Genomic DNA, 26,572 nt, shown 5'->3' with positions numbered 1-26,572 from the left:
CCCAAGGGACTGACGGACTCGAGGCCAGCTATGGTTACGCCGCACCCAAATCGCACGCGCAGCGAGCGTTCGACTCGACGCTACGCTGCAAGCTCCGTGCGTTTGGCAATTAATCGCGAATTCACCCGGAAAACTTTCACAGTCATTGCGGTTGCTTTCATTCTTTCTGCAATTGGCCTGAATACGTTTCTCGCTCATCGCCAGACCTTCGAGCAGGAAAACTCGGTCAGCACGCTGCGGGAATCCGGACGCCTGAAGCGCGACCTCGATCAGGTCCAGCAGATGATGCTGGACGAGCACGGCGAACTCTACACGCTGATCAGCACCCGCCCGTTCTACAAGCGGGCGGCCTATCAGTTCCCGGTGGCGACACTGCTCGAGTTGAGCGGTGACGCTCGCACTGGCTGCCGGGGCCGCTCGGACTGCGTCTCGCGTCTGGATGAACTCGACGAGATGATGCGCAAGCTCGGCGAACGCAGCAACGCGCTGGCGCGGCGGGTCACGCAGTTTCCTGGAAGCGTGCATCTTGGCGATCCGGCGCTCAGTGAAATCGATGCTTACTTCTACAGCGTTCTCGAACATGTCGTCGATGTCCGGATGGAGGCCGATGCGACGATCGACTCCGTGATCAGCAAGTCGTCGTCGGACGCCAGGTGGGGTTCCACCGCGCTGCTGGTGAGCGGCTTCACGGCGGCCGCCTTGCTGCTTGGGCTGATGCGCTGGAACACCCGGATCGCCCGGCGGCTTCGGGCCGCGCTGCGTCTGGCCGACGCCGCGCGCGCCCGCTACCAGCGCTTCTTCGATGAGCATCCCCTGCCGATCTGGATCTACGACAATGAATCGCTCGCGATTGTCGCGGCCAATGGCGCCGCGCAGCGAAGCTTCGGCTATGACGAAGGGGAATTGCTGGGCATGTCGCTGGAAGACGTCCACCCGGCCGATGAGTTCAGCCGCCTGAAGGAGGGCTTCAACGCCAGGCCGGAAACAACGTTCGGCGAAACGCAGGCGGTCGGTGTATGGGTTCACCAGACTCGGTCCGGCGAGCGGAAGTCCATGGACGTGCATCATCTGAATGTTGCGTTCGAAGGGCAGGCCGCCACGATGGCCGTCATGGTCGACGTCACGCTGGAGTTGGCCGCGCGAGCCGAGTTGTTCGAATCGAAGCAGACGCTCGAATACGTGCTCGATCACATTCCACAGGGCATCGCCTGGAAGAACGCGAAGCACCGCTATGTTGGCGGCAACGCGGTTTACGCGCGCGACGCCGGCTTGCCGTCCAGAGAAGCGCTGATCGGACTGAGCGACCACGACCTGCTGTGGGGCGACGACCCCAGGCAGATCCAGGACGAGGACCTCAGGGTGATGTCGGGCGAGCTCACGCGGCGGCATTTCGAGCGCTCGGCCGTCGCGGTCGACGGCACGGAAGTGTGGATTTCAGAGACCAAGCTGCCGCTGGAGGATCAGAAGGGCAACACCATCGGTGTGCTGATCGCCTACGAGAACATTACGGGCCGGCGTAAAGCGGAACTGGCGCTGCGCCTGCAGGGCAGAGCGATCGATGCGAGCATCAACGGCATTGTGATTGCGCAAGCGCAGCTGGGCCGCAACATTGTGATGTTCGCCAATCCGGCCTTTGAGCGCATCACGGGTTATTCCGCCAGCGACGTGACCGGCGCGGATTGCGATTCGTTGTTCAATCTGAACGAGGAGCCGCAGAAATGGGCCGAGGTTCGTCATGCGATGAACAGCAACACCGAGGCGAACGTCACGTTGCTGTGTGTCCGGAAGAACGGCGAACAGTTCTGGAATAACGTTCTGGTCGCACCCGTGCGCGATGAAGAGGGGCGTGTGACCCATCACGTGGGGGTCATGAGCGACGTCACGGCGCTGGTCGAGTATCAGGCCCGCCTCGAGCACCAGGCCAGATATGACGCATTGACCGAACTCCCCAACCGTACCTTGCTCGACGAGCGTCTCGGCGAAGCGATTGGCCGCGCCTCCGAGGCCGGCAGCCAGGTATCCGTGATGTTCCTCGACCTCGACCGCTTCAAGGAGGTCAATGACTCGCTCGGCCATCGTGTCGGCGACACGCTGCTGGCGAGCGTCGCGAAGCGCTTGCAGCGGCTGGTCCGCTCAAACGACCTCGTCGCGCGTTACGGTGGGGACGAGTTCATCATCGTCGCCGCGCGCTCAGGCGATGAGCAGTTGGTGCCGATGCTCGAACGGGTGATTGCCCCCATGACCGAGCCGTTCTACGCCGGCGAGCGGGAGCTGTACGTGGAGGCCAGCATCGGCGTGAGCACTTATCCGCAGGACGGCGCCGATGCCGATACGCTGATCCGTAATGCCGACGCCGCGATGTACCTCGCGAAGTCGCGTGGACGCAACGGCTACCAGTTCTACCGGCCCGAGCTGAACCGGGCGGCCGCGGAGCGCTTGCAGCTTTCGACCAGGCTGCGCCGGGCGGTGAAGGCCAAAGCGCTTCAGGTCGCCTATCAGCCGCAGATCGACATGCTGACGGGGCGCATCTTCGGCGCTGAGGCGCTGCTGCGTTGGCGCGACGACGAGCTTGGCGTGGTGTCGCCCGCCGTTTTCATCCCGATTGCCGAAGAAACCGGCCTGATTCAGGGGCTCGGCGAATGGGTATTGAGAACCGCCTGCGAGCAGGCGTGCAGCTGGCGCGAGCAGGGCTTCCCGCCCATCCGCGTCTCGGTGAACGTTTCGCCGCTTCAGCTGGAGCGCTCGGATCTCGTCAATATGGTGCGTGCCGTGCTGGCCGACACAGGCTGCCGGGCGGACATGCTCGAACTCGAAGTGACGGAAGGCGCGCTGATGCGCAACGCGGACGAAGCCGCACGCGTCCTGCAGGAACTGCGGCAGCTCGGCGTCAAGATCGCCATCGACGATTTCGGTACCGGCTATTCCAGCCTGAGCTATCTGAAGCGATTCAGTATCGACCGCATCAAGATCGACAAAGCGTTTGTTCAGGAGATCGGCCAGGGCACGGAATACGAAGCACTGACACTCGCGGTCATTGCGATTGCCGAGGCATTGAAGTTTGCCGTGATAGCGGAAGGGGTCGAGACGGACGTGCAGCGAGGCTTTCTGGTGGAGCACGGGTGTAGCGAAGGACAGGGCTTTCTCTACAGCGCCGCAGTTTCGGGCGACACGATCGCCGCCATGCTGCGCCCGTCGAGTATCGAATCGGACGTCGCCGAGACGGCACCTGACCCGCGGGCAGGCGGGTGACATCACATCGGCTAATCAGGGTGAAAAAGACTTACTCGAACAAAGCGGCGTGGCTATAGTGCTATTTTGTTTGCCGCACTGTCTTGCGGTCTGAATCCCTGGAGCCATCACGATGAGCGAATCCGCGCGTTTTACCGAAGTGTCCGACCTGTTGCCTGCTGCCGAAAGCCTGCGCGAGATTCGTCATCACATCCATCACCACCCTGAACTGGCTTACGAGGAACTGCAAACCGGCGGGCTGGTGGCCGACAAGCTCGAGCAATGGGGCTGGCAGGTCACGCGCGGCGTCGGCCGCACGGGCGTGGTGGGCACACTGAAAGTGGGCGAGGGCAAGCGCAGCATCGGCATTCGCGCGGATATGGACGCGCTGCCGATCATCGAGCAAACCGACTTGCCGTATGCGAGCGGCACGCACGGCAAGATGCACGCCTGCGGCCACGACGGCCACACGACCATGCTGCTGGGCGCCGCGCAACGTCTCGCGGCCACGCGCAATTTCTCGGGCACGGTGCATCTGTACTTTCAGCCGGCCGAGGAAAGCGGCATCGACAGCGGCGCGCAGAAAATGATCGACGACGGCCTGTTCGACCGTTTTCCCTGCGACGCCGTGTTCGGTGTGCACAACCATCCTGGCGCGGAGCCCGGCGTGCTGCTGTTCCGCAAGGGGCCGTTCATGTCGGCGGGCGACAAGGCGGTCATCACGATCGAAGGCGTCGGCGGCCATGCGGCGCGCCCTCATCTGACGGTCGATCCGGTCGTGGTCGCGGCGAGCATCGTGATGGCGTTGCAGACTATCGTCGCGCGTAACGTGGACCCGTCGCAACCGGCGGTGGTGACGGTCGGCTCGATGCATGCGGGCACCGCGAACAATGTGATCTCGAACAGCGCGAAACTGGAGTTGAGCGTGCGATCGTTCAGCCCGGAAGTGCGCGCGCTGCTGAAGAAGCGCATTACCGAACTCGCGGAATCGCAGGCCGCGAGCTATGGCGCCCGCGCGGTGGTGGAATATATCGAAGGCTATCCGGTGGTCGTCAATTCGGATGCCGAAACGGATTTCGCGGTAGAGGTGGCGCGCGAACTGGTCGGCGACGACAAGGTGGTGGCGAACACGGACATTCTGATGGGCAGCGAAGACTTCGCGTTCATGCTGCAAAAGCGTCCAGGCACGTTCTTGCGAATCGGCAACGGAGTGGGCGAGGACGGTTGCATGGTGCACAACCCGCACTACGATTTCAACGACCGCAGTCTGCCGGTCGGCGCGGCATTCTGGGCGCGGCTCGTCGAGCGCTATCTGGGCCAGTAAGCCGGCAGGCGAGCCGCGCCGCGGCGCGCTCGTCTCGCAACTACAGCGGCGCGAGCACCCGCCACTGTCACCCGCGCCGCGCCACCATCTCCGAGACGGTTTGCGCGGCCTGCTGCAGCGGCTCCAGAAACGCCTTCACCATCTGCTTGGCCGAATTGCGCTGCGCATTGCCGCTGATATTCATCGCGGCGATCACGCGCCCCTGGCGATTGCGAATCGGCGCGGACAGCGAGATCAAGCCGCCTTCCAGTTCCTGATCGACGATGGCCCACCCTTGCCGGCGCACCTGCGCGATCAGCTTCTTCAACTCCTCCTTGTCGGTAACCGTGCGTGGCGTGTGGGCGTAGAGCGGCGTCGAACTGAGGGTCGCGTCGAGTGTTTCGTCGTCGAGCGCGGACAGCAGCATGCGGCCCATCGACGTGCAATACGCCGGCAAGCGGCTGCCGATCGACAGGTTGATGGTCATGATCTTGTGCGTCGGCACGCGCAGAACGTAGACGATCTCGGTGCGATCGAGCACCGCTGCCGAGCAGCTTTCGTGAACCTGCGCCGACAGTTGTTCCATCACCGGCTCGGCGAGGTTCCAGAACGGCATGGAGGTCAGATACGCGAAGCCGAGGTCGAGAATCTTCGGCGTGAGGCGGAACAGGCGGCCTTCGGCCTCCACGTAGCCGAGCGTCTGCAAAGTCAGCAGAATGCGGCGTGCGCCGGCGCGCGTGAGGCCGGTCGCGGCGGCGACGTCGGTGAGCGTCTGTTCCGGGCGTTTGGCGTCGAACGCGCGGATCACCGCGAGCCCGCGCGCGAACGACTGCACGTACGAGTCGCCCGGTTTGTCCGGGGCCGGTTCGGCGCTGGTTGGATCGGCGGAAGACGGCGGCAGGGCTTGGCTCATGGACCTTGAAGGTGCGTTCGGGAAGTGGCGGACGCGCGTGGCGCGGGTTCGTCCGGTGCAATGCTTCGCAAAGGCGTGACGATAGCTTAAGCCTTCTATTTCGCCAACTTTGCGACTGGTTGCACAAAAATCCCAGGGTTTTCATGGATAGAGACAATATCTCCAGAACGGCGCGCGCGCCACGCACCGTAACGAGGCACCGCGCGGGGACTTTTTGCGTCAGGTCCGCGAAAATAACGCCACACGACACAAAACAGGGAGTAGCCGTTATGCCGCGCTTTGCCGCCAACCTGACGATGATGTACACCGAATACGCTTTCCTCGACCGTTTCGCCGCCGCGGCGAAAGACGGCTTCAAAGCGGTCGAGTATCTGTTCCCCTACGATTTCCACGCCGACGAGATCAGGGCGCGGCTCGATGCGAACGGTCTGACGCAAGTGCTCTTCAACGCGCCGCCCGGCAACTGGGCCGGCGGCGAGCGCGGCATGGCGTCGATACCGGGCCGCGAGGACGAGTTCCGGCGCGGCATCGACACCGCGCTCGCCTACACGCGCGTGATCGGCAATCGCAAGCTGCACGTGATGGCGGGCCTGGTCGGCGCGGATCAGCCGCGCGCGAAGCATCGCGAGGTGTACTTGAGCAATCTCGCGTATGCCGCCAGGGCTGCGCAAGCCGACGGCGTCACGATCCTGATCGAGCCGATCAACACGCGCGACATGCCGGGCTTCTTTTTGACCCACCAGCACGAAGCGCAGGCGATTTGCGCGGAGGTCGGCGCGCCCAATCTCAAGGTGCAGTTCGACTGCTACCACTGCCAGATCGTCGAGGGCGATCTGGCGGTGAAACTGAAGCGCGACATGGCGGGTATCGGCCATATTCAGATCGCGGGCGTGCCGGAGCGGCATGAACCCGATACGGGCGAGCTGAACTATCCCTATCTGTTCGAACTGATCGACTCGCTCGGCTACGGCGGCCACATCGGTTGCGAATACCGTCCGCGCGCGGGCACGTCGGCGGGACTTGGCTGGCTCAAGCCTTATCTGGGCGCGAACAGCTGACCGGAGCGAGGCGCCTTCCGATCCCGGCATGCACCTGCTGCGGGGCGGGCACGTCAATCGTCAGATCATTGCGTGAGGGCCTTTGCGGCCCGCGCGTATTCCCTGATGCGGACGTGGCCGCGCTTGACATGGTTTCGGCCACGCGCCTATTATCGAGCCTGGTTGTTCGATATATGACCTTATGTTCGTATATAGAACAAATGGCCGCGACTCTGGGCTCACCATTCATCATCCTGCGCTAAGCTGATCTGGCGTGCCGGCTGCTTTGCAGCCGCTCCCCGTTGCGCTTGCTCCGCAGGAAGTCCCGCCGGGACGCCAGGCCGGCATGCCGGTGGCGGCGCGGCGCACGCAGCTCATCAACTGGAGACATTTCATGACCGAAGCATTCCTGTGCGACGCGATTCGCACCCCCATTGGCCGCTATGCGGGTTCGCTGTCGTCGGTGCGCGCCGACGATCTGGGCGCGGTGCCGCTCAAGGCGCTGATGGAGCGCAATAAAGACGTCGACTGGAACGCGATTGACGACGTGATCTACGGCTGCGCGAACCAGGCCGGCGAAGACAACCGCAACGTGGCGCGCATGTCCCTGCTGCTGGCCGGTCTGCCGCAAGGCGTGCCGGGCTCGACGGTGAATCGCCTATGCGGTTCGGGTATGGACGCGGTCGGCATTGCGGCGCGCGCCATCAAATCGGGCGAGGCCGCGTTGATGTTGGCCGGCGGTGTCGAAAGCATGAGCCGCGCGCCGTTCGTGATGGGCAAGGCAACCAGCGCGTTCTCGCGCCAGGCCGACATCTACGACACGACGATCGGCTGGCGTTTCGTCAACCCGCTGATGAAGAGCCTGTACGGCGTCGACTCGATGCCCGAGACCGGCGAGAACGTCGCAACCGACTACAACGTCAGCCGCGCCGACCAGGACGCTTTCGCCATGCGCAGCCAGCAGAAAGCGGCGCGCGCGCAGCGCGACGGCACGCTGGCGCAGGAAATCACCGGCGTGACCATCGCGCAGAAGAAGGGCGATCCGATCACCGTGCTGCAGGATGAGCATCCGCGCGAGACGAGTCTCGAAGCGCTGGCCAAACTGAAGGGCGTGGTGCGCCCGGACGGCACGGTCACCGCCGGCAACGCGTCGGGCGTGAACGACGGCGCGGCGGCACTGCTGCTCGCCAATGAGGCGAGCGCGAAGCGCTTCGGCCTCACGCCGCGTGCCCGCGTGCTGGGTATCGCCACGGCCGGCGTCGCGCCGCGCGTGATGGGCATCGGTCCGGCGCCTGCCACGCAAAAACTGCTGGCGCGCCTGAATATGACGATCGACCAGTTCGATGTGATCGAGTTGAACGAGGCGTTCGCGTCGCAAGGCATCGCCGTGCTGCGCGCCCTCGGCGTCGCCGAAGACGACCCGCGCGTGAACCCGAATGGCGGCGCGATCGCGCTCGGCCATCCGCTGGGTATGAGCGGCGCACGTCTGGTGACCACCGCGATGTATCAGCTGCATCGCACGCAAGGCCGTTTTGCGCTGTGCACGATGTGTATCGGCGTCGGCCAAGGTATCGCGATTGCGATCGAGCGGGTGTGATGGTCTGGCGGGTTAGCCCGCACCACGATTGATAGTTGCCGCAGTATGAACAGCCTCACCGCTTACGCGACGAGGCTGTTTTTTTATGCCGCGCGCGGATTCGTTTTTATGGAATAGGCTTTGCATTCGGTCAGAAAAGCAGCTTCTGATTCAGTCGCGATTGACAAAGCGCACACAGTATCACTCTGGTTTCGTGCAGGATGTATTTAATGCCATCCGCATTACAACCCGCATCTTCAATATGCGCTGCGGCGAAAATAACGCGATACGATCAACCGCCTCGGACATCGAGGCGACAAGGCACTGTGGCGCTTTTTGCGGCCTTGCACAATAAGATGAAATTCACCGTTTAATCAATTGCAGCCTCTCGCCGCGCATGTACAATCTTTTCGCCTTACCCATTTAATAATGACTGTCACGAAGACTTATGATATTCGTGGCGTATGCATGACATTAGCTAATCGGCGTCGCGCGAATTCAGATCGCCGTCATGGCTGGTTCAACGATTTCCCAAGGAGAACATAAATGAAGGCAGCGACGATTGGAGCAGCATTGATGGTGGCGGCGTTTGCCGCAGCTCAGCCGGCGTGGGCACAGGACGCCATGGCCAGCGCCGCGCAAGGCATCGTCGGCGCCGTGCAGCCGGTGCACTTGAAGGCGCAGATCGTCGGCATCGATCAGGGCAGCCGCACGGTCACGCTCAAGGGGCAGGACGGCAACGTGGTGGTTGTGCTCGTGAGCCAGGAGGTCGCAGGTTTCGACAAGCTGAGGGTGGGTGACCGGGTGGACGCGCTCTACAAGAACGCGCTTCTCGTGAAGGCCGAAAAGGTCACCGGTAAAGACAAGGGGATTCGCGAGCGAGTCGATACGCAGGTGTATGCGCCGGCCTCGGGCGGCTACGAATCGGCACGCCAGGTCGAGGTGCTGGCCACGGTGCAGAAGATTAATCACAAGAAGCGACTCGTCACGTTGCGCGGCGCCTATCAGACGCAAACGCTCGAAGTCGCTCCCGACGTCGATCTGAAGGACGTCAAGGTGGGCGATACGGTTCACGCCGTGTTCGTATCGGCAGCGGCTGTACAGGTCACACCGCAAGACGCGGCGCAGTAACGCCACACGTGCAGGCGTGACGAAGCGGTCATGCCTGCACGTGCATATCGCGTTGCTTGAGGCACGCATGCCGGTCAGGTCAACACCATCCGGGCGCACGCCAACACAAACACCCCTCATTGAGGGGTGTTTGTTTTTTCGCGGCACGCAGGCCTCGTTATCCCGCCGCCGCCAGTCGGGCTAACGCGGCGCGAGCGGTCCCATTCTCAACCACACCAGTTTTCCCAGCCAGCGTCTGAACACACCGCCCTTCGTGGGCAGCGCGCAAGTCAACGACACGCGCGCGGCGCGTTCGCCGTCCGTGCTGAGCCACACGCGCTCGCCGCGTTGCAAGCGGAACGTCCCGCCCGGTGCGAGCCAGTAGTCGTAAGGAGAACTGATGCGCGTGAGCCAGAGACGCTCGCCCTGAACGGTGAGCGTGCTATCGGCTTCGACACGCCAGGTGAGCGTCGCGCCTGGCATCACGGAAAAATGCACTACGACCTTCGGCAGAGACTCGTCCTGCTGATACGCCACCAGACTCGAGTCGCTATCCATGCACTGCGGGCTTGCCTGATCCATCTTGCTCTCCGTCATCGAGCCGGCAGACGGAGGCGACCACAAAACAAAAGGCCCCTTCCGTTACCGGCGGGGCCTTGGGGATTGGTTACGCAGACTCAGACTGCTAACGCGCACACACTCCCAATGGCCAGCCGATGATGGCTCGCTTCGGGTGTGTAATCGCATTCGCGATGGAGATGTGCGTCAACATGAGAATGAGTGTGCCGTTTTGCCGCGGATCTTGTCAATAAAAAATTTGCAATCCATTCAAACGATTACGCGGGCGGTACGCATTCCCTATGTTTCAACATGCCCTGCTCCGCGCGACGCTCACGCGAATCTGCGCCGTCAGCGCGCTTCGCAGCGCATAGCGCTTGCGCCGCATCGCATTGCCGGAATCGGTGCCCTGGTGCTCGGCCAGATAGCGCGCCGGCGGCGCGAGCACGAACCAGCCGTTCCAGCGGGCGAGGGCGCCGCATTCGAGCGAGAGGCCGTCGTAGTCGGCGGCGACGCGGCGCTTGCGCAGGCAATAACGCCAGTTCGCATAGATGTGCGCCTGCTTCGAGACGATGAAGGTGCCGCCCGCATCGAGCGACGCCGCGACGCATTGCGCCAGATAGATCACCAGCACTTTGGGCCGCAAGCCATACCATCGTTTGGTCAGCGCGCGAAACAGTTCGCGGCCGTTGACCGAGCAATCCGGACCTTGCACTGAGCCGATGCACAGCCGGGGCCGCCGCACCTTGCCGCCGAGATACGCAAGACTGAACGTGCAGGAGACGATGCGCTGGTCGCGCCCATCGCGAATGCACAAAGTCCAGTCGCCTTCCTTCTGAAACCGCTCGATCGACTCCAGCGATACATACCAGCGCTCAGTACCCACCGCGAACGACGCAATCTGCGCCGACCCGGTAGCGGCGATGCGTGCCGCGAGCCGCGGCACACGCTGCTGCGTCAGCGCGTGATGGTCGAGGCTGGCGGCGAGCCGTTCGCGCGGACTGAAGCGGCTATGCAGGAAGGGCCGATGCATCCGCTCCAGCGCGGTGGGATGGCGTTGCACCAGATCGCGCAAGGGCGAAGCGGCGCAGCCCTTGAGCCATATCTGTGTCGCGCGCCAGGACATGATCGAGCGCAGCCACAGGCGCAGCCGCCGCCAACGGTGAAAGGCGCTGGTGCCCGGGTAAAGCGCGTGAGCAGCTTGCTGAATCGCCGCAATGGATGCTTGGGCTTTCGCGAACCATGGCGAGCGGGTGCGAACCCCTTCGTTGGAGAATGTCGTCACGGCATATCCTTGGGCTATCTCAACCAGGGCGATGCTAGACGCGCGGATAGAACGGCCGTGTCGAGTCGCTTGCGCATTTGTCGAGTTTTGTCGAGCATGTCGCATGATGTGCGGCGCATCCGCTATGCTGTGCGTCGAGAGACCGCCGCTGTGACAACGCGCTATTGCGCCGCTTTTGACCCGCTTTTATTCGCTTTTATCTTTACCCAGCCCTGAACGATTCGCCCCATGCCATTCCGGATCCTGCTTGTCGAAGACGATGACCGCCTGTCCGCGCTGGTCGCCGGCTATCTGCGCAAACACGACTACGAAGTCGAGACCGTGCTGCATGGCAACGACGCCGTGCCGGCCATTCTCAAGCGCCGCCCGGACCTCGTGATACTCGACGTCAATCTGCCGGGCAAAGACGGCTTCCAGATTTGCCGCGAGGCGCGCGAGCAGTTCGATGGCGTAATCATCATGGTGACCGCGCGCGACGAACAGTTCGACGAAGTGCTGGGCCTCGAATTCGGCGCGGACGACTACGTGCACAAGCCCGTCGAGCCGCGCGTGCTGCTCGCGCGCATCAAGGCGCAATTGCGCCGCGTCGGCGCGCGTGCGCCGGAGGCGGCCGAACCCGAGCACTACGTGTTCGGCAAGTTCGAGATCAATCGGACCACCCGCATGGTCAAACTGCCGGACGGCAGCCTGCCGGACCTGACCTCGGCGGAATTCGACTTGCTGTGGGCGCTCGTGCGTTGCGCGGGCGAGGTGGTGAGCCGCGACGAGCTGTTGCGGCAGTTGCGCGGCATCGAGTTCGACGGTCTCGATCGCACGATCGACGGCGGCATTTCCAAACTGCGCCGCAAGCTGAACGACGGCGCGGCCACGCCGCAGCGCATCAAGACGGTACGCGGCAAGGGCTATCAGTTCAGCAAGCTGGCATGGGATTGACGGCGCGGGCCGCGATCCGGCTGCGCCATGCCGGTGTAATCCGCCGAAATATCGCTCGACAAAACTACACAATTGGCCGAGCAAATCGACAGTCAACCCGCGCGCGGGTGATTAGCATCGCAGGCTTGTTCTTCGACTGGCTGAGCGATGTCCGCTTGCGTTTCCCCTCATTCCCGCCATGCCGTGCTGATGATTCACGGCCTGGGCGGCACGCGTCATGATTTCGGCACGCTCGACCGCAGGTTCGAGCAGATCGGCTGCGACGTGCATCTGCCGTCGCTGCCGGGACACGGCTCGAATCCTGGCGCGCTGAGCGGCGTAACGTCGGGCGACTACATGCGGCTCCTGAGCCGCACATATCGCGAGTTGTTGACGCGTTATGAACGTGTCGACGTCGTCGGCATTTCGATGGGCGCTTTGCTCGCGTTGATGCTGAGCGCGCGCGAACGCATGACGAACGGGCGCCTTATCCTGCTCTCACCACCGGTGTTTCTCGACGGCTGGGGCGGCTCGCGCTTGCGTCCGCTGCGCTATCTGCTGTATTGCGTGCCGGGGCTGCGCAATCTGATCCGTGTGCCGGAGGGCGAGCCGTTCGGCATCAAGAACGCGCGCATTCGCAATCTGATCCGGCGGCATCTGCAGAAGGGCAGCGGCGTTCACTATCCGTATGTGCCGCTCGCGGCGATCGAGCAGGTGGACCGGATGCGCTTCGCGGCGAAGCGCGCGTTGGCGCAAGTCAAGTGCGAGACGCTGGTGATGCATTCGGAAGAGGACGAGGTGACGAGCATCCGCTCCGCCGAGTTCGTCTGCGACAATCTGGGAAGCCGCTCGGTCACGTTGGTGCGCTTGACCGACAGCTACCACATGATCACACTAGACAACGAGCGTGACACGGTCGCACAGCGAACGCTGAAGTTCGTTCAGGAGGCGTCGCCAGCGATGCCGTAGTAAAGAGAGAAAGATGCCACACCCAGCGGAACAAAAACAACTCAACCCTTACCGCTATTGCAGGTGGCGCTGGCAGCGTTTTAGACGCGCCTGGACCGACACGCGAGCCGACCGGGTGCCGAGCTGGTCGAGACTGTACCTGCGCGCCTACACACGGCTCCTGACGCTCACGGTGCTGGTGCTGGCCGCCGCGCTCACGACATTGAGCCTGACGCCCGGCGCCACGCCGTCGCTCTGGCAAACGCTGGCAACACCTCGCGCGCTGCTGCCCATCGCGATCGTCACTTTGACGCTGCCGGCCATTACCGCGTACCGCTGGATGCGCCCCGTCTGGCTGGATCTGGTAATGGTCCGCGAGCGCGCAATCGACTTCACCGGCGGCCGCTTCAATACTCGCGCGCGCGAATCGCACAGCGTGATCATCGGCCCGCTGGCGCGCACGCTCAACGCGCTGGCTGAGCGCATGGAACGCCTGATCGCCGCGCAGCGCGAACTCACCAACGGTATTTCCCACGAACTGCGCACGCCGCTCGCCCGCGTGCGGTTCGCGCTAGAAAGCCTGCGCGAACCGGCCTCCGCGGCCGAATATCACAGTGCGCTGGCGAGTATCGACCAGGACGTCACCGAACTCGACGAACTGATCGACATGAGTCTGACCTACGCGCGGCTGGAATACAGCTCATTGCAATCGAACCTGGAATCCACCTCGATTGCGGCCTGGTTCGATAGCCAGATCACCGACGCCACGCTGCTCTACGCGGACAAGCAGATCGTCCCGCACGTGGACATCGACCCGTCGCTGCGCGTGACGATGGACAAGCGCCTGATGTCCTACGCCATGCGCAACCTGCTGCGCAACGCGAGCAGGTACGCCCGGTCGACCATCATGGTCGGTCTTAGCATCCGGCACGGCAATGTGGAGATCTACGTCGAGGACGACGGCGCCGGCGTGCCGCCCGAGCAACGCGAACGCATTTTCGATGCATTCGTGCGCCTCGACCGGCAGACCGGCGGTTATGGCCTGGGTCTGGCGATCACGCAGCAGGTGCTGCGCGCGCATCGCGGCCGGATCGCCGTGACGGATCCGGTGACGCTCGGCGGCGCGCGCTTCGAAGTAAGCTGGCCGGCGGGCACCGCTTGAATCCGCGCCGACCGGCCCGCGCTCAATAGGTGTGGCCCAGCTGGAAGTAGAAGTTGTGGCGGCCACCCGGCGCGAACGCTACGCCCAGATACATCGGTCCGAATGAGCTGGTCAGCGCGGTAAATACCGTCACGCTGCGCTTCAGGGGGCCGCTGCCGAACTGCGCATCGCGCGTCCAGACGTTGCCGGCTTCAAGGCTCAGTCCGGCGAACACTCCGCGAATCGGCGAGGCATTGAACGTGGCGAGCTGGTTCATATACGTGATCTGACCGTACACCATCGAATCGCCGGACAGCTGATCGGCGGCGTACGCCGACAGATGCTGGAAGCCGCCCAGCGTGAAGCCGAACGGATTGGTCAGGTTGGTGCCGCCGAAGTCGTTGCCCGCCTCGATACTCGCATTGATGCTGTGCCGCCCATAGCTCGCCGCGACAATGCTCTTGCCGTACACCTCGGTAAAGCTGTCGTCGCCCGCGAACAGCGAACGCTCCACGCGCAGCTCGCCGAAATAGCCTTTGCGCGCGAACAGCGGATCGTCGAGCTGATCGATCACGAGGCGTGCGCGCGCACTGAGCTGCCGCCCGTAGATGTCCGGAAACAGCAGCGGTGAATTCGGGCTGTCGTCGAGCGGCAGGTTGTATTGCGGCGAGGCGAAACCATGCGCGTAGGCGAGACCGATGCGGAAATCGCCCAGACGCGCGAGCGGCAAGCCGAGGTCGACGCCGGCGCGTTCGGTCTGCAAGCGGTATTGCGTGACCTTGACGTTGCCGGTGTCGTCGTAGAGGTTGGCGTAACGGCGCTGAAACTCCACATACGGCGCGACGTAGTAGCCGAACGAACTCGACAGCGGTTGCCGCAATTCCGCGTGCAGGTCGACCAGATCGCTACCAATCGTGCCGTCCACGCGTCCTTCGAGCCCCGAGCTGGTGAGCCACGGACGGCGATAACCCAGATGCATGCGGAAGCTGCCTTCGTCCGTCGAACTGGTCGACAGGCCGAGTCCGAACAGCAGGAAATTCGGCCCCCACGTTTTCTCGTGCGCGACCACTACGAGCTTGTGCTGGTCGCCATCATCCACGAGTTGCTGGCCCACGCTTTCGAAGTCGCCCGCCGTGGTGAGCCCGAGCAGATCCTTGTTGAGCGCGGCCGGATCGTAGACGTCGCCGGGTTTGACGTGCAACGCGGAGCGTATGCGCGACTCCGGCACTGTGCCGTGCGAGACGATCTCGATCTGCGTGATCCGCACCGGATGCACCGACGGCGCACCGTGGCGGGCCCGCCACGCGGCGTAGTCGGCGGGCGAGAGCGCCAGATGCTGGAGCTGCGGCAGCGCGGCGCGTGTGGCGGCGGCGCCGGCCTCGATGGCCTGGCTCGCGTTGGCGAAGTCCGTGAAGCTGAGCGACTCGAGCGCGGGTTCGATCAGCACGTCGCCGGCTTGCAGCTGTTCGCGCTGCCGCGCCACGTTCTGGTGAATCAGAATGCCGATCATCTGCTGCATCACGTCGGCGGGCGAGGCGAGCGCATCCAGCGGCCGCAACGGCGAACCGATATCGACCGCGATCACCACGTTGGCGCCCATGTCGCGGGCCGTTTCGATCGGCAGATTGCTGACGATGCCGCCGTCCACCAGCGTGCGCCCGTCGACGTCGGCCGGCGCGAACAGGCCGGGCAATGCCATGCTGGCGCGGATTGCCTGCGGCAGCGAGCCGTGGTCGAGCACGACCTTCTGGCCGGTTCGCAGATCGGTGGCGATCGCGCGATACGGAATCGGCAGCCGGTCGAACGAGACATTGCCCGGAACCGCCGAGGTCCAATCCTGCAGCAGCGCCTGCAAGCGGTTGCCTTGCACCAGCCCCGCGGGCAGCCGGAAGCCGTTGGCGCCGTAGCCGAGCGCGAGGCTGTTCACATACAGCCGCTCGTCCTCACGGCGCGATTGCGGGAGGTCGGCGCGTTCGGTGACATCGAACGCGATGTCCGCCAGATTGATGCCCGTGAGGCGGTTCTGCATGTCCTGCGCCGTCATGCCGCTCGCGTACAGCCCGCCGACCACCGAGCCCATGCTGGTGGCGGCGATGCAATCCACCGGGATGCGATTTTCCTCCAGTACCTTCAAGACCCCGAGGTGGGCGTAGCCGCGCGCGCCGCCGCCTGACAGCACGAGTCCCACCGAAGGCCGGCCGGGCGCGCCCGCCTCGGCGGTGCAGGCGCTATCCGCTGCGTGCGCGGGGCGAGTCAGGGCGGCGATTCCGCATGCCAGCAGCACGACTGTGCAGCGCCAATGCCGAGCGATGCGCGGGCGGCGCAGACGGGCCGCCGTTTGTTGTAGTTGTTGATGACGCACCGACACTCGGTTCATCCATTTTGAGATGAGCGGAAAACCGAGAGATTACATGGTTTTGCCACCGCCAATGCAGGTGGCATCGTGTCAGTAGGGGTTACGGAACCGCGTAGTGGGCAGCAATATTCGCCGAGGCCCGCGCTGCTTCATGAGTCATGTCACGCGCGACGTCGCGCCGCGCGAAGCGGGACCTCAGCGGCGATGCGGCCCGACGATACCCAGCGCCGCGATGCGCCGGTACAAGGTCGCGCGCGACATGCCGAGGGCTTGCGCCGCTGCGTTTGGCCGCCACTGGTGGCGCGTGAGGGCGTCGATGATCCGCGCGCGCTCTTCGGCCGGATTCCCCTGTGAGTCAGTGCGCGGGCCGACACGCGGGTTGATGCGCGGTAAGGCCGGATTGTGCGACGCCCCAGGGTCGAGCAATGCCGCTATATCCGGCGCGACATGGCGCAATTCCACCCGCGCGCCGTCGCAGATCGCACAGGCGTAGCGCAGCACGTTGCGCAACTGGCGAATGTTGCCCGGCCATGCGAACCGGGCAAGCCGCTCGGCGAGATCGGCGTCGAGCGTGAGGACGTGGCCGGCCATTTGCGCCTCTTCGTCGAAGACCACGTCGATCACGTCGCGAATATCCGCGCGTTCGCGCAACGGAGGCATCGGCAAGGACGCGCCGCTCAGCCGATAGTAGAGATCCTCGCGGAACGAGCCGTCCGCAACCATTTGCGCGAGATCGCGGTGTGTCGCGCAGATCACATCGATATCGACGCGCACAGGTGCGTCGCCGCCAAGCGGCAACACTTCGCCTTCGGCGAGCACGCGCAGCAGGCGTGTTTGCAGATTGAGCGGCATGTCGCCGATCTCATCGAGAAAGAGCGTGCCGGTGTGCGCCTGCGCGATCTTGCCGCGTGCGCCGCGGCTGCGCGCGCCGGTGAAAGCGCCCGGCGCGTAGCCGAACAGTTCGCTTTCGATCAGCGATTCCGGAATCGCGCCGCAGTTCACCGCGATAAACGGCCTCCCGCGGCGCGCGCCCGAATCGTGTACCGCGTGGGCGAATACCTCCTTGCCGACGCCGGTTTCGCCGAGAATCAGAATGGGCAGACGCTTGCCCATGACGCGCAATGCCACGCTCGCGTTGTGCGCGATGCGTGGGTCCGCGCTGCGTAAAAACCGGCCGAGCGCGCCGAGCTGCCGGTCGTTTTGCGCGGTGGCTTGTGACGAGCCCGCCTCGCTCTCGCGCGGATTGGCGTACGTGCGCGACGCGCGTTTGAGCGGCGCGCGAACCCGCGCATACAGCATGGCCCCGGTTGCGCGCAGCCGCAGGCCGACAATCGCATCGGTGCGCGCGACGTCGTGCAGGTGCGAGCCGGTGGTGTCGAACACCTCGTCGATATGGCGCGGACCGTTCAGCGCCGGAATGCACTCGCGTGCCTTGCGATTGGCGGCCACCAGATTGCCGCATTCGTCGAACGCGATCAGCACTTCGGGCTGGGCCTCGACAAAGTTACGGCTCGCATGGCCGAACAGAACCCAGTGCTGGGTGGTTTGATTGAGGAAGTAACCGTCTTCGATCAAACCGGCGCTTTGCCGCACTAGCTGAAACACGAGCCGCTGACTGTCGCGGTTATCCGGCGACTGCACCGCGGACGCATCGAGTACGCCGATCATCTCGCCGCCCGGCGCGAATATCGGCGCGGCACTGCAAGTGAGCGTGGTGAAGGCGGCGCGGAAATGATCGGTCTTGTGCACGGTGATCGGCGCCAGGTCGGTCAGCACGCTTGCCACCCCGCACGTGCCTTCTTCGCGCTCGGACCAGCACGAACCGATATACAGGCCCGCGTGCTTGAAGTCGCCGCGGCGCTCGCGGTCGATCCGGTAGTCGATCGTGACGCCGTGCGCGTCGGTGAGCATCACGCAATAGTCGGCGACGCGAATCATGTCGTGCAGGCGTGTCAGGCATTGCCCCGACGCGCGCAGAAACGCTTCTTCCTTGCCTTGCACTTCGCGCAGTTCCGCCGACGTCAGCACGCGCGGTCCGATCACCGCGCCCGGGTCCAGCCGGTACTGCTCGAACGAACGCTGCCACGACGAGACGAGGCGCGGCGAATCGGCGGGCGCGGGCAGGCGGCCTTCAATGGCGCCGCGCACGCGGTCGATGTGCTGGGTCTGTGAAACGTAAGGCATGGGCGGCTCCGGTCGAGCGACGCACAGGGGGATCAGGCTGTTTTTGTATCACATCCCGTTTGATGAATCACATTGCAATGCAGCACGTGAGACGCGTGAGACGTTCGTCTCAAGCTCAGGTGAGACGGTGGGCTCAATGGTGAAGAGGGCCGTGTGGCAAGGGTTTGCGCGGTGTCGCCTAGGGCGGCGGGGGCTATGCATGGGTCGCAAGCGGCGTGTCTGAGACGCCGGATTCGCTGCATCGCGTAGTGCAGGTGGGGCGTCTCGTGGTCTCACGTCGATGCGTATAGCCCTTGAAATAAGGCACTTTCGCACAACAGCGAAATTGTTCGAGCGATTGGCACACCCTTTGCAGTGTCCTGCGTATGACAAGGCGCACGGTTCGATCACTCAGGCGCTACTCACATCGCAGCAAGCTGCATGGGACCAGAGTAAGTGCTTTGCATGGGACCGGAATAACGCGCTAAAGCGCGAACTCCGGTCGACAGCTAAAGCGCCAACTCTGGTCGACAGCTTTGCATGGGACCAGAGTAAGGCGCCAAAGCGCCAACTCTGGTCGACAGGAGACAAGCACAGTGCCATCGTCCATCACCGTCGGCGTGATCGCGAACCCGGCGTCGGGCCGCGATATTCGTCGCCTCACGTCCTACGCGTCGGTGTTCCCCACCGCCGAAAAAGCCAACATGGTGGTGCGTTTGCTGGCCGGTCTCGGCATGCTCGGCGTGAATCGCGTGCTGTGTCTGCGCGACCGGACCGGTGTAGCGGCGCTGCTGCTGCGAGCACTCGACACACATGACGCCGTGGCCTCGCGACAGCGCTGGCCCGAAGTCGAATTCATCGACCAGCCGATTACCGACAGCGTTGCCGATACCCACGCCGGGGTCGCCGCGATGCGCGAGGCCGGTGTCGAACTGATCGCCGTGCTGGGTGGCGATGGCACGCATCGCGCGGTTGCGTCGCAGTGCGGGCGAGTGCCGCTGCTGACGCTTTCCACCGGCACCAACAACGCCTTTCCGGATCTGCGCGAAGCCACGGTGGCGGGCCTCGCCGGTGCGCTGGTCGCAGCGGGCGCGGTGCCGCCGGAGGTGGCGCTCACGCGCAACAAGCGCCTCATCGTGCGCTGTATCGACGGTCCGAACTGCGGCCGGGAAGAAATCGCGCTCGTCGATGTGTGCGTGAGCCGTCAGCGCTTCGTTGGTGCACGGGCGGTCTCCGATCCGGCCGATATCGCAGAACTTTTCCTCACCTTCGCCGCGCCGGACGGCATCGGCCTGTCGTCGATCGGCGGTGCGTGGGCGCCGGTGGAGCGCACCGCCTCGCACGGTTTGCATCTGCGCTTCGCCAACCCTGGCGAATCAGGCGAAACCGGTGTGCCGCTGCTCGCGCCGATCGCGCCGGGCCGCGTCGAGCGCGTCGTCATGCGCGCCTGCGAACGCTTCGAGATCGGCGCGTGGCGGCCACTCGACGCGGAACACGGCACGCTCGCGTTCGACGGCGAGCGCGAAATCGAGCTTCAGCGCGGCGATCGCTATGAGGTCGCGCTGGATTGGGAAGGACCACTGACCGTCGATGTCGAACGCACGCTGCGCTATGCGGTGTCGCGTCAACTCGTGCGTGATGTGGCTGTGGTGGCGAATGGGGTCATGCATCAAAAGTAGGTGGTGGTGGGCAGGCAGTGCGTTCATTCATAGGAGACACACCATGTCGGTTTCAACCGGGTTGAGCAAGGACGAACTATTGAAGGCGTATCGCATGATGCGCACGATCCGCGAGTTCGAGGAGCGTCTGCACGTGGAATTCGCCACCGGCGAAATTCCGGGCTTCGTGCACCTTTACGCGGGCGAGGAGGCATCCGCGGTCGGCACCATGTTGCATCTGAACGACGCCGACTATGTGGCGACCACGCACCGCGGTCACGGCCATTGCATCGCGAAGGGCGTGGACGTGCACGGCATGATGGCCGAGATCTACGGTCGCAAGACCGGCGTGTGCCATGGCAAAGGCGGCTCGATGCATATCGCCGATCTGTCGAAGGGCATGCTGGGCGCCAACGGCATTGTCGGCGCGGGCGGGCCGCTGGTTTGCGGCGCGGCGCTCGCGGCCAAGTACAGGAAGTCGGGCGGCGTCGGCGTGTGCTTCTTCGGCGACGGCGCGTCCAACCAGGGCGTGATTTTCGAATCGATGAACCTGGCTTCGGTGTGGCGGCTGCCGGTCATTTTCGTCGCGGAGAACAACGGCTATGCGGAAGCGACTTCGTCGACGTGGTCGGTGGCGACCGACAACATCGCGGACCGCGCGAGCGGTTTCGGCATGCCGGGGGTGATCGTCGACGGGTTCGATTTCTTCGCGGTGCATGAAGCGTTGGGTGAAGCGATCGAGCGCGCGCGCCAGGGCGGCGGCCCGACGCTCGTCGAAGTGAAGTTCTCGCGCTATTTCGGCCACTTCGAAGGCGACGCGCAAACCTATCGCGCGCCTGGCGAAGTGCAGAAACTGCGCGACGAGAAGGACTGCCTGAAACGTTTTAAAGAGCGTGTGGTGCGCGCCGAGATGCTGAGCGCGGATCAGTTGCGTGGTGTCGACGCCGAGGTCAAGAGTCTGATCGACAGTGCGGTGGCGGAGGCTAAAGCCGCGCCGTTGCCGACTGCCGAGGACCTGCTGACCGACGTCTACGTGTCGTATCCGTAGATAACGTGTCGGATACCTAAGCGAGTTGCAACATATTTTGCACAGAACCGGAGACAGACATGGCACGCAAGATCACATTCTCTCAGGCTATCAATGAAGCACTGAGTCAGGAAATGGCCCGCGATGAAACCGTCATCGTCATGGGCGAGGACAACGCGGGCGGAGCCGGATCGCCCGGAGAACAGGACGCGTGGGGCGGCGTACTCGGCGTGACGAAGGGACTCTTTCACAAGTATCCGGGCCGCGTGCTGGACACGCCGCTCTCCGAAGGCGGCTATATCGGCGCGGCGGTCGGCGCGGCGGCGTGCGGCATGCGCCCGGTCGCGGAGCTGATGTTTATCGACTTCATGGGCGTGTGTTTCGATCAGATCTTCAATCAGGCGGCCAAATTCCGCTACATGTTCGGCGGCAAGGCGGTCACGCCGGTCGTGATTCGCGCCATGCAGGGCGCCGGTTTGCGCGCGGCGGCCCAGCATTCGCAGATGCTGACTTCGCTCTTCACGCACATACCCGGCTTGAAGGTGGTCTGCCCATCCACGCCCTACGATGCGAAAGGACTGCTGATCCAGGCGATCCGCGATAACGATCCGGTCATTTTCTGCGAGCACAAGCTACTGTACGGCCGCGAAGGCGACGTGCCTGAAGAGTCGTACGCGATTCCGTTCGGTGAAGCCAACGTGGTGCGTGAAGGCGACGATGCCACGATCATCACCTACGGACGCATGGTGCATTACGCCACGGAGGCTGCCGAAAAGCTCGCGAAAGACGGCGTGCAGGTCGAGGTGATCGACTTGCGCACCACGTCGCCGCTGGACGAGGAGACGATTCTCGAAAGCGCCGGGCGCACCGGGCGCGTGGTCGTGGTCGACGAAGCGAATCCACGCTGCTCGATTGCCACCGACATCTCCGCGCTGATCGCGCAACGCGCATTCCACTCGCTCAAGGCGCCGATCGAGATGGTGACCGCGCCGCACACCCCGGCGCCGTTTGCGGGCGTGCTGGAGGACCTGTATATCCCGTCGGCCGCGCAGATCGCCGACGCCGTTATGAAAGTGAGGGCCTGAGCGATGCCGATTCATATGATTACGATGCCCAAGTGGGGCTTGTCGATGGAGCAGGGGCAGGTCAACGGCTGGCTCAAGGCGATCGGCGACAGGGTGGTGAAGGGCGACGAGATCCTCGACGTGGAAACGGACAAGATCTCCTCGGGTGTCGAGTGCGCGTTCGAGGGCATTTTGCGGCGGCAGATCGCCCAGGAAGGCGACACGCTGCCGATCGGCGCGTTGCTCGCTGTAGTGGCCGACGCCGAAACGCCGGGCGCGCAGATCGACGCCGAGGTCGAGGCGTTTCAGCGTGACTTCGTGCCGGCCAGCTCGGAGGCCGGTGAAAGCGGTCCACAACCGGAGAAAGCGCAGATCGGCGGGCGCACGGTGCGCTATCTGAAACTCGGTGAAGGCGGCACGCCCGCCGTGCTGATTCACGGATTCGGCGGCGATCTGAACAACTGGCTGTTCAATCACGCCGACCTCGCCGCGCATCGCACGGTTTGGGCGCTGGATTTACCCGGCCACGGCGAGTCGGGCAAGACGCTCGATACCGGCAGCGCCGAGGAACTTGCGGACAGCGTGATCGCGTTCCTCGACGACCGCGGCATCGGCAACGCGCATCTGATCGGGCACTCCATGGGTGCGCTGATCGCGATGACGGTTGCGGCGAAAGCGCCCGCGCGCGTGGCGTCGCTCGCGTTGATTTCGGGCGCGGGTCTGGGCAAGGAGATCAACGGCGGCTATATCCAGGGCTTCGCGGAGGGTAGCAATCGCAACGCGCTCAAGCCGCAACTGGCGAAACTTTTCGCCGACCCGAACCTCGTCACGCGTCAACTGGTGGAGGACATCGTTAAGTACAAGCGGCTCGAAGGCGTGCCCGAGGCGCTGCGCCAGATCGCGGCGTCGGCGTTCGATGGCAACGAACAACGCACGAACTATCGGGACCGGCTCGCGGCGCTGGCGCCGCGCAGCCTGGTGATCTGGGGTGCTAATGATCAGATCATTCCGGCTTCGCACGCGCGAGATCTGCCAGGCGACGTGCGCGTTCACGTGCTCGACGGCAAGGGGCATATGGTGCAGATGGAAGCGGCCGCCGAGGTGAATCGCCTGCTCAACGACTTCCTGGGGCATTGACATGGACGCCGCAATGCATGGCGACAGCGTCACCGCGCTCGGTCAGCACGGCAAGCGCAGCGCTGACAAGCTCGCGCGGATTCCGGTGAAGATCGTGCCGGCCACGGACGGCGAGGTTCTGCCGAAGCCGCCGTGGCTGCGCGCGAAGCCGATGATGAGCGAGACGGTGGCCGGCATTGCGGCGATCCTGCGCGAGCACCGCTTGCATTCGGTGTGCGAGGAGGCGATGTGCCCGAACATCGGCGAATGTTTCGCGCGGCGCACGGCCACGTTCATGATCATGGGCGGCATCTGCACGCGGCGTTGTGCGTTCTGCGACGTCGCGCACGGCCGACCCACGCCGCTCGACGAAGCGGAGCCCGCACGGCTCGCCGATGCCGTGGCGGCGCTCGGCCTGCGCTATGTCGTGGTGACGTCGGTGGATCGCGACGATCTGCGCGACGGCGGCGCGGCGCATTTTGCCCGCTGTGTCGCGTTGCTGCGCGAGCGGGTGCCGGGCATCCGCGTCGAAGTGCTGACGCCGGATTTTCGCGGACGTGTCGAGCGGGCCCTGCAGGCGCTCTCGGGCGCGTGGCCGGACGTCTTCAATCACAACCTCGAGACGGTGCCCGCGTTGTATCGCGCCGCGCGAGCGGGCTCGGATTATCAGGGATCGTTGCAACTGCTCGCGCGCGTCAAACAGGCGAACGAGGCAATCCTGACCAAATCGGGTTTGATGGCGGGTCTAGGCGAGTCCGACGCCGAATTGCTCGACGCGATGCGCGATCTGCGCGCGCATCGCGTCGACATCCTGACCATCGGGCAGTATCTCGCGCCGTCGCGCTTTCATATGCCGGTGCGGCGATACGTGCGGCCGGAACAGTTCGACGCGTGGCGCGAAGCGGGCCTCGCGATGGGCTTTCACGAGGTCGTGGCGGGGCCGCTGGTGCGTTCGTCGTATCAGGCAGACCAGATCGCCGACGCCGCCCTGGCTCAGAAAGCAATGGTATGAGGAACGGCCGGAGCACCATCCGGCCTGCAACAATCTATGTCGAAATATGTCGCGGCGCGCGGAAAACGCCCGCAAACCCTTGTCCCACGGGGGCTCGCCGTGGTGAAACAGGGTGACATAGTTTCCGTGTCGATTATGTCGGCACGTCCTTCTATAGTCCGTTCGTCGCCACGCCGCAGTGACAGAAGTGGCCCGAATCCCAGAAGGACATACTGTGAAAAATCGTTCGTTCGTCGTCCCGGCCACCGCCGCTGTTTCTGCCGCTGTGCTTTCTTCGGAGACATCCCATTCATCCGCGCGCGGTGCGCTGCGCAAGCTGGTGCTCTCGGCCACCGCCGCCGTTCTCGCGCTTGGCAGCGCCTCGGCGTTCGCCTGGTCGCAACACGCCACGGCGTACACCTCGCATGGCACTTATAACGGTGCGCGCTACGGCTCGTGCGGCGGCGGCAGCTGCTCGCATGCGGGCGGCGTCGCGGGCCCCTACGGCGGCCTCGCTACAAACACCGGCACGGTAACGCGCACTGCGCCGGGCCAGTTCTCGAACTCGGGCACCGCGACCGGGCGCTATGGCAACTCGGTGCAGCACTCGGGCGATACCAACTGTGCCGGCGGCACCTGCTCGCATACCGGCACTATGACGGGACCGGACGGCAAAACGGCCACCACGTCGGGCGACGTGACGAAGACCGGCACGGGACAGTACACGTCGTCGGGAACCGTGACGGGTCCGAACGGCAATACGTCCAGCCATTCGGCGTCGACTAGCTGCGCCGGTTCGACGTGCTCGCGTTCGGGTACCGTGACTGGCTCGGATGGCGGCACGGTCAATCACTCCGGCACGGCCACGCGGGTTGCTCCCGGGGTCGTGACGACCTCGACGAGCGTGACGGGCACGCACGGTAACACGGTGACCTCGAGCGGCACGGTTGTCGCGACCACGGGGGTGGTCGCTACGGGCGGCACGACGGTCGTGGTGGCGCCGAAGCCGGTCGTGGTTGCGCCTCCGCCCGTCTACGTGCCGCCGCCTCCGGTTGTCGTGGCTCCGGCCCCAGTAGTGGTTGCGCCGCCGGTGGCCTACATGCCGCCGCCCCCGCCGCCGGTTGTCGTGACGCCGGCCCCGGTGGTAGTGGCGCCGAAACCCGTGGTGGTCGTGCCGCCGCCAGCGGTGGTCGTCGCCCCGAGACCGGTTGTGGTTGCGCCGCCGGTTGTCTATGCGCCGCCGCATGCCGTGTATGTCGCACCGCGCGCGGTTTATGTGGCGCCGCGTCCGGTCGTGTGGGTGCCGGGGCACTGGATTGGGCGTGTGTGGGTGCCGGCGCACTGGTCCTGATGGGCACGCTCATGCGATTCAGTCGACATGCGGCGCACGCACAGGGTGGGAGCAGGGTGCGCCAGTCGCCCTTGCATAACCGATCGGCACGGCGGTTCTACAAGGCAGGCGCGTTGGTGGCGTTCGTCGTTGCAGCGGGTTGGGCGATTGCCATGAGCAGCGCCACGTCACCCGGCGATGAACGCGCGGCCCGGGATTCATCACAGGATTGCTCGACCCGCTACGCCGCCTTGCTCGACCTTGCGGAACTCGCAAGACGCGACGGCAAATCATCCGAGGTCGTCGTGCGCGGATTGAGTGACCGGGGCGGGGCGATGAGCGGATGTTTATCGGCAGGTAGCGGCGTACGGATGAGGTAGCGCGGCCAGCGCCTGGCGTGCCATGAAAAAAAGCGCTCCCTCATTTGCATTCCTAAGGGAGCGCTCCTCGCTGATTGCGGCCGCTAGCGGCCTTGCTGCTGCAGATACTGCCTGACGTCGCTCATGGTCACGCTGCCCTTGTGACTCGTGTCGATCTGGTCGAAGTGCTTCGCGACAAAGCCGAGTCCCTGGGATTGTGCCTGTGCTTTCGTGACCGCCGCGCCATTGCTCAGCGCCGCATTCCCCCCGAGGCGCGCCTCGAGCCGCTGTTGAGCCTGCTGTTGCAAGGCCGTGCCGGTTGTCGGCGCGATGGGCGCCGCGCGGTTCTGCGGAAAGAACGGACCGTCGACACCTCTTGCGCCGTTTGGCGGCGTCGCAGGCGCGACCGCTTGCGGCGGTAACGCATGCGCGCTGCCGATCAGGCAGCCCAGGGCGATCAACGGGGAGATACGCCGCAACTTATCGATAAGAGACAT

At 64.4% G+C, this 26,572-nt stretch carries 20 protein-coding genes; 14 read left to right on the top strand and 6 right to left on the bottom strand.

Features of this window, described 5'->3' with window-relative positions; genetic code table 11:
• Positions 1-96 precede the first annotated feature (96 nt).
• Together A6V37_RS27045 and A6V37_RS27040 are read left to right on the top strand one after the other, a co-directional pair.
• Positions 97-3,249, top strand: coding sequence for a sensor domain-containing protein (locus tag A6V37_RS27045; RefSeq protein WP_165614489.1), 3,153 nt, complete (start codon positions 97-99; stop codon positions 3,247-3,249).
• Between the two features lie 112 nt (positions 3,250-3,361).
• On the top strand, positions 3,362-4,552 hold the full coding sequence (locus tag A6V37_RS27040; protein ID WP_064271497.1) for a M20 aminoacylase family protein: 1,191 nt from the start codon (positions 3,362-3,364) through the stop codon (positions 4,550-4,552).
• A gap of 67 nt (positions 4,553-4,619) precedes the next feature.
• Here the strand turns inward: A6V37_RS27040 and A6V37_RS27035 are convergent, their stop codons facing one another.
• Positions 4,620-5,444 (bottom strand): IclR family transcriptional regulator, encoded by an 825-nt coding sequence (locus A6V37_RS27035; RefSeq protein ID WP_064271496.1) that lies wholly within the window; start codon positions 5,442-5,444, stop codon positions 4,620-4,622.
• A gap of 269 nt (positions 5,445-5,713) precedes the next feature.
• Between A6V37_RS27035 and otnI the strand changes: the two genes are divergently transcribed.
• The 3 genes from otnI (at position 5,714) to A6V37_RS27020 (ending at position 9,188) form a co-directional block, all read left to right on the top strand.
• Positions 5,714-6,502, top strand: coding sequence for a 2-oxo-tetronate isomerase (gene otnI, locus A6V37_RS27030; protein WP_064271495.1), 789 nt, complete (start codon positions 5,714-5,716; stop codon positions 6,500-6,502).
• A gap of 373 nt (positions 6,503-6,875) precedes the next feature.
• Entirely contained in the window at positions 6,876-8,078 is a 1,203-nt protein-coding gene (pcaF, locus tag A6V37_RS27025; RefSeq protein WP_064271738.1) for a 3-oxoadipyl-CoA thiolase, read from the top strand.
• Positions 8,079-8,603: 525 nt separating this feature from the next.
• The gene (locus A6V37_RS27020) at positions 8,604-9,188 is read left to right on the top strand and encodes a hypothetical protein (RefSeq protein WP_064271494.1); all 585 of its coding nucleotides are present in this window, start codon (positions 8,604-8,606) and stop codon (positions 9,186-9,188) included.
• Positions 9,189-9,368: 180 nt separating this feature from the next.
• Here A6V37_RS27020 and A6V37_RS27015 read toward each other — a convergent pair whose 3' ends face one another.
• Both A6V37_RS27015 and A6V37_RS27010 read right to left on the bottom strand, forming a co-directional pair.
• Positions 9,369-9,749, bottom strand: a complete 381-nt coding sequence (locus tag A6V37_RS27015; protein WP_064271493.1) for a DUF2917 domain-containing protein — start codon at positions 9,747-9,749, stop codon at positions 9,369-9,371.
• 283 nt (positions 9,750-10,032) lie between these two features.
• Positions 10,033-11,010 (bottom strand): DUF535 family protein, encoded by a 978-nt coding sequence (locus A6V37_RS27010; protein WP_064286481.1) that lies wholly within the window; start codon positions 11,008-11,010, stop codon positions 10,033-10,035.
• 228 nt (positions 11,011-11,238) lie between these two features.
• Here A6V37_RS27010 and A6V37_RS27005 point away from each other — a divergent pair, with 228 nt between their 5' ends.
• The 3 genes from A6V37_RS27005 to A6V37_RS26995 all read left to right on the top strand — a co-directional run bounded on the left by A6V37_RS27005 (position 11,239) and on the right by A6V37_RS26995 (position 14,032).
• Positions 11,239-11,943 (top strand): response regulator, encoded by a 705-nt coding sequence (locus A6V37_RS27005; RefSeq protein WP_064271491.1) that lies wholly within the window; start codon positions 11,239-11,241, stop codon positions 11,941-11,943.
• A 147-nt stretch (positions 11,944-12,090) separates the two neighbouring features.
• Positions 12,091-12,891, top strand: a complete 801-nt coding sequence (locus tag A6V37_RS27000; protein WP_064271490.1) for an alpha/beta hydrolase — start codon at positions 12,091-12,093, stop codon at positions 12,889-12,891.
• Between the two features lie 13 nt (positions 12,892-12,904).
• Positions 12,905-14,032: an ATP-binding protein gene (locus A6V37_RS26995; RefSeq protein ID WP_064271489.1), complete on the top strand. Its 1,128-nt coding sequence runs from the start codon at positions 12,905-12,907 to the stop codon at positions 14,030-14,032.
• Between the two features lie 22 nt (positions 14,033-14,054).
• Here A6V37_RS26995 and A6V37_RS26990 read toward each other — a convergent pair whose 3' ends face one another.
• Positions 14,055-16,388, bottom strand: coding sequence for a patatin-like phospholipase family protein (locus A6V37_RS26990; RefSeq protein ID WP_082902889.1), 2,334 nt, complete (start codon positions 16,386-16,388; stop codon positions 14,055-14,057).
• 174 nt (positions 16,389-16,562) lie between these two features.
• The gene (locus A6V37_RS26985) at positions 16,563-18,551 is read right to left on the bottom strand and encodes a sigma-54-dependent Fis family transcriptional regulator (RefSeq protein WP_064271488.1); all 1,989 of its coding nucleotides are present in this window, start codon (positions 18,549-18,551) and stop codon (positions 16,563-16,565) included.
• A 575-nt stretch (positions 18,552-19,126) separates the two neighbouring features.
• On the opposite strand from A6V37_RS26985, the gene A6V37_RS26980 reads away from it, so the two are divergent.
• The 6 genes from A6V37_RS26980 (at position 19,127) to A6V37_RS26955 (ending at position 25,737) form a co-directional block, all read left to right on the top strand.
• A complete protein-coding gene (locus tag A6V37_RS26980) occupies positions 19,127-20,209 on the top strand; it encodes an ATP-NAD kinase family protein (protein WP_064271487.1) in 1,083 nt (360 codons plus the stop codon).
• A gap of 43 nt (positions 20,210-20,252) precedes the next feature.
• Positions 20,253-21,236: a thiamine pyrophosphate-dependent dehydrogenase E1 component subunit alpha gene (locus A6V37_RS26975; protein WP_064271486.1), complete on the top strand. Its 984-nt coding sequence runs from the start codon at positions 20,253-20,255 to the stop codon at positions 21,234-21,236.
• 59 nt (positions 21,237-21,295) lie between these two features.
• Positions 21,296-22,300 (top strand): alpha-ketoacid dehydrogenase subunit beta, encoded by a 1,005-nt coding sequence (locus tag A6V37_RS26970; RefSeq protein WP_064271485.1) that lies wholly within the window; start codon positions 21,296-21,298, stop codon positions 22,298-22,300.
• 3 nt (positions 22,301-22,303) lie between these two features.
• Positions 22,304-23,416 (top strand): acetoin dehydrogenase dihydrolipoyllysine-residue acetyltransferase subunit, encoded by a 1,113-nt coding sequence (locus tag A6V37_RS26965; RefSeq protein ID WP_064286480.1) that lies wholly within the window; start codon positions 22,304-22,306, stop codon positions 23,414-23,416.
• Position 23,417: 1 nt separating this feature from the next.
• Positions 23,418-24,407: a lipoyl synthase gene (gene lipA, locus A6V37_RS26960; RefSeq protein WP_064271483.1), complete on the top strand. Its 990-nt coding sequence runs from the start codon at positions 23,418-23,420 to the stop codon at positions 24,405-24,407.
• A gap of 214 nt (positions 24,408-24,621) precedes the next feature.
• Positions 24,622-25,737, top strand: coding sequence for a hypothetical protein (locus A6V37_RS26955; protein WP_064286479.1), 1,116 nt, complete (start codon positions 24,622-24,624; stop codon positions 25,735-25,737).
• Positions 25,738-26,179: 442 nt separating this feature from the next.
• Here A6V37_RS26955 and A6V37_RS26950 read toward each other — a convergent pair whose 3' ends face one another.
• A complete protein-coding gene (locus tag A6V37_RS26950) occupies positions 26,180-26,572 on the bottom strand; it encodes a 2-oxoglutarate dehydrogenase (RefSeq protein WP_242665944.1) in 393 nt (130 codons plus the stop codon).

It is taken from the genome of Paraburkholderia ginsengiterrae, assembly GCF_001645125.1.
In the GTDB taxonomy this organism is placed as follows: Bacteria; Pseudomonadota; Gammaproteobacteria; order Burkholderiales; family Burkholderiaceae; genus Paraburkholderia; species Paraburkholderia ginsengiterrae.
Note: the sequence above shows the minus strand (reverse complement) of the source record. Positions and strands in the feature narration are given on the sequence as shown.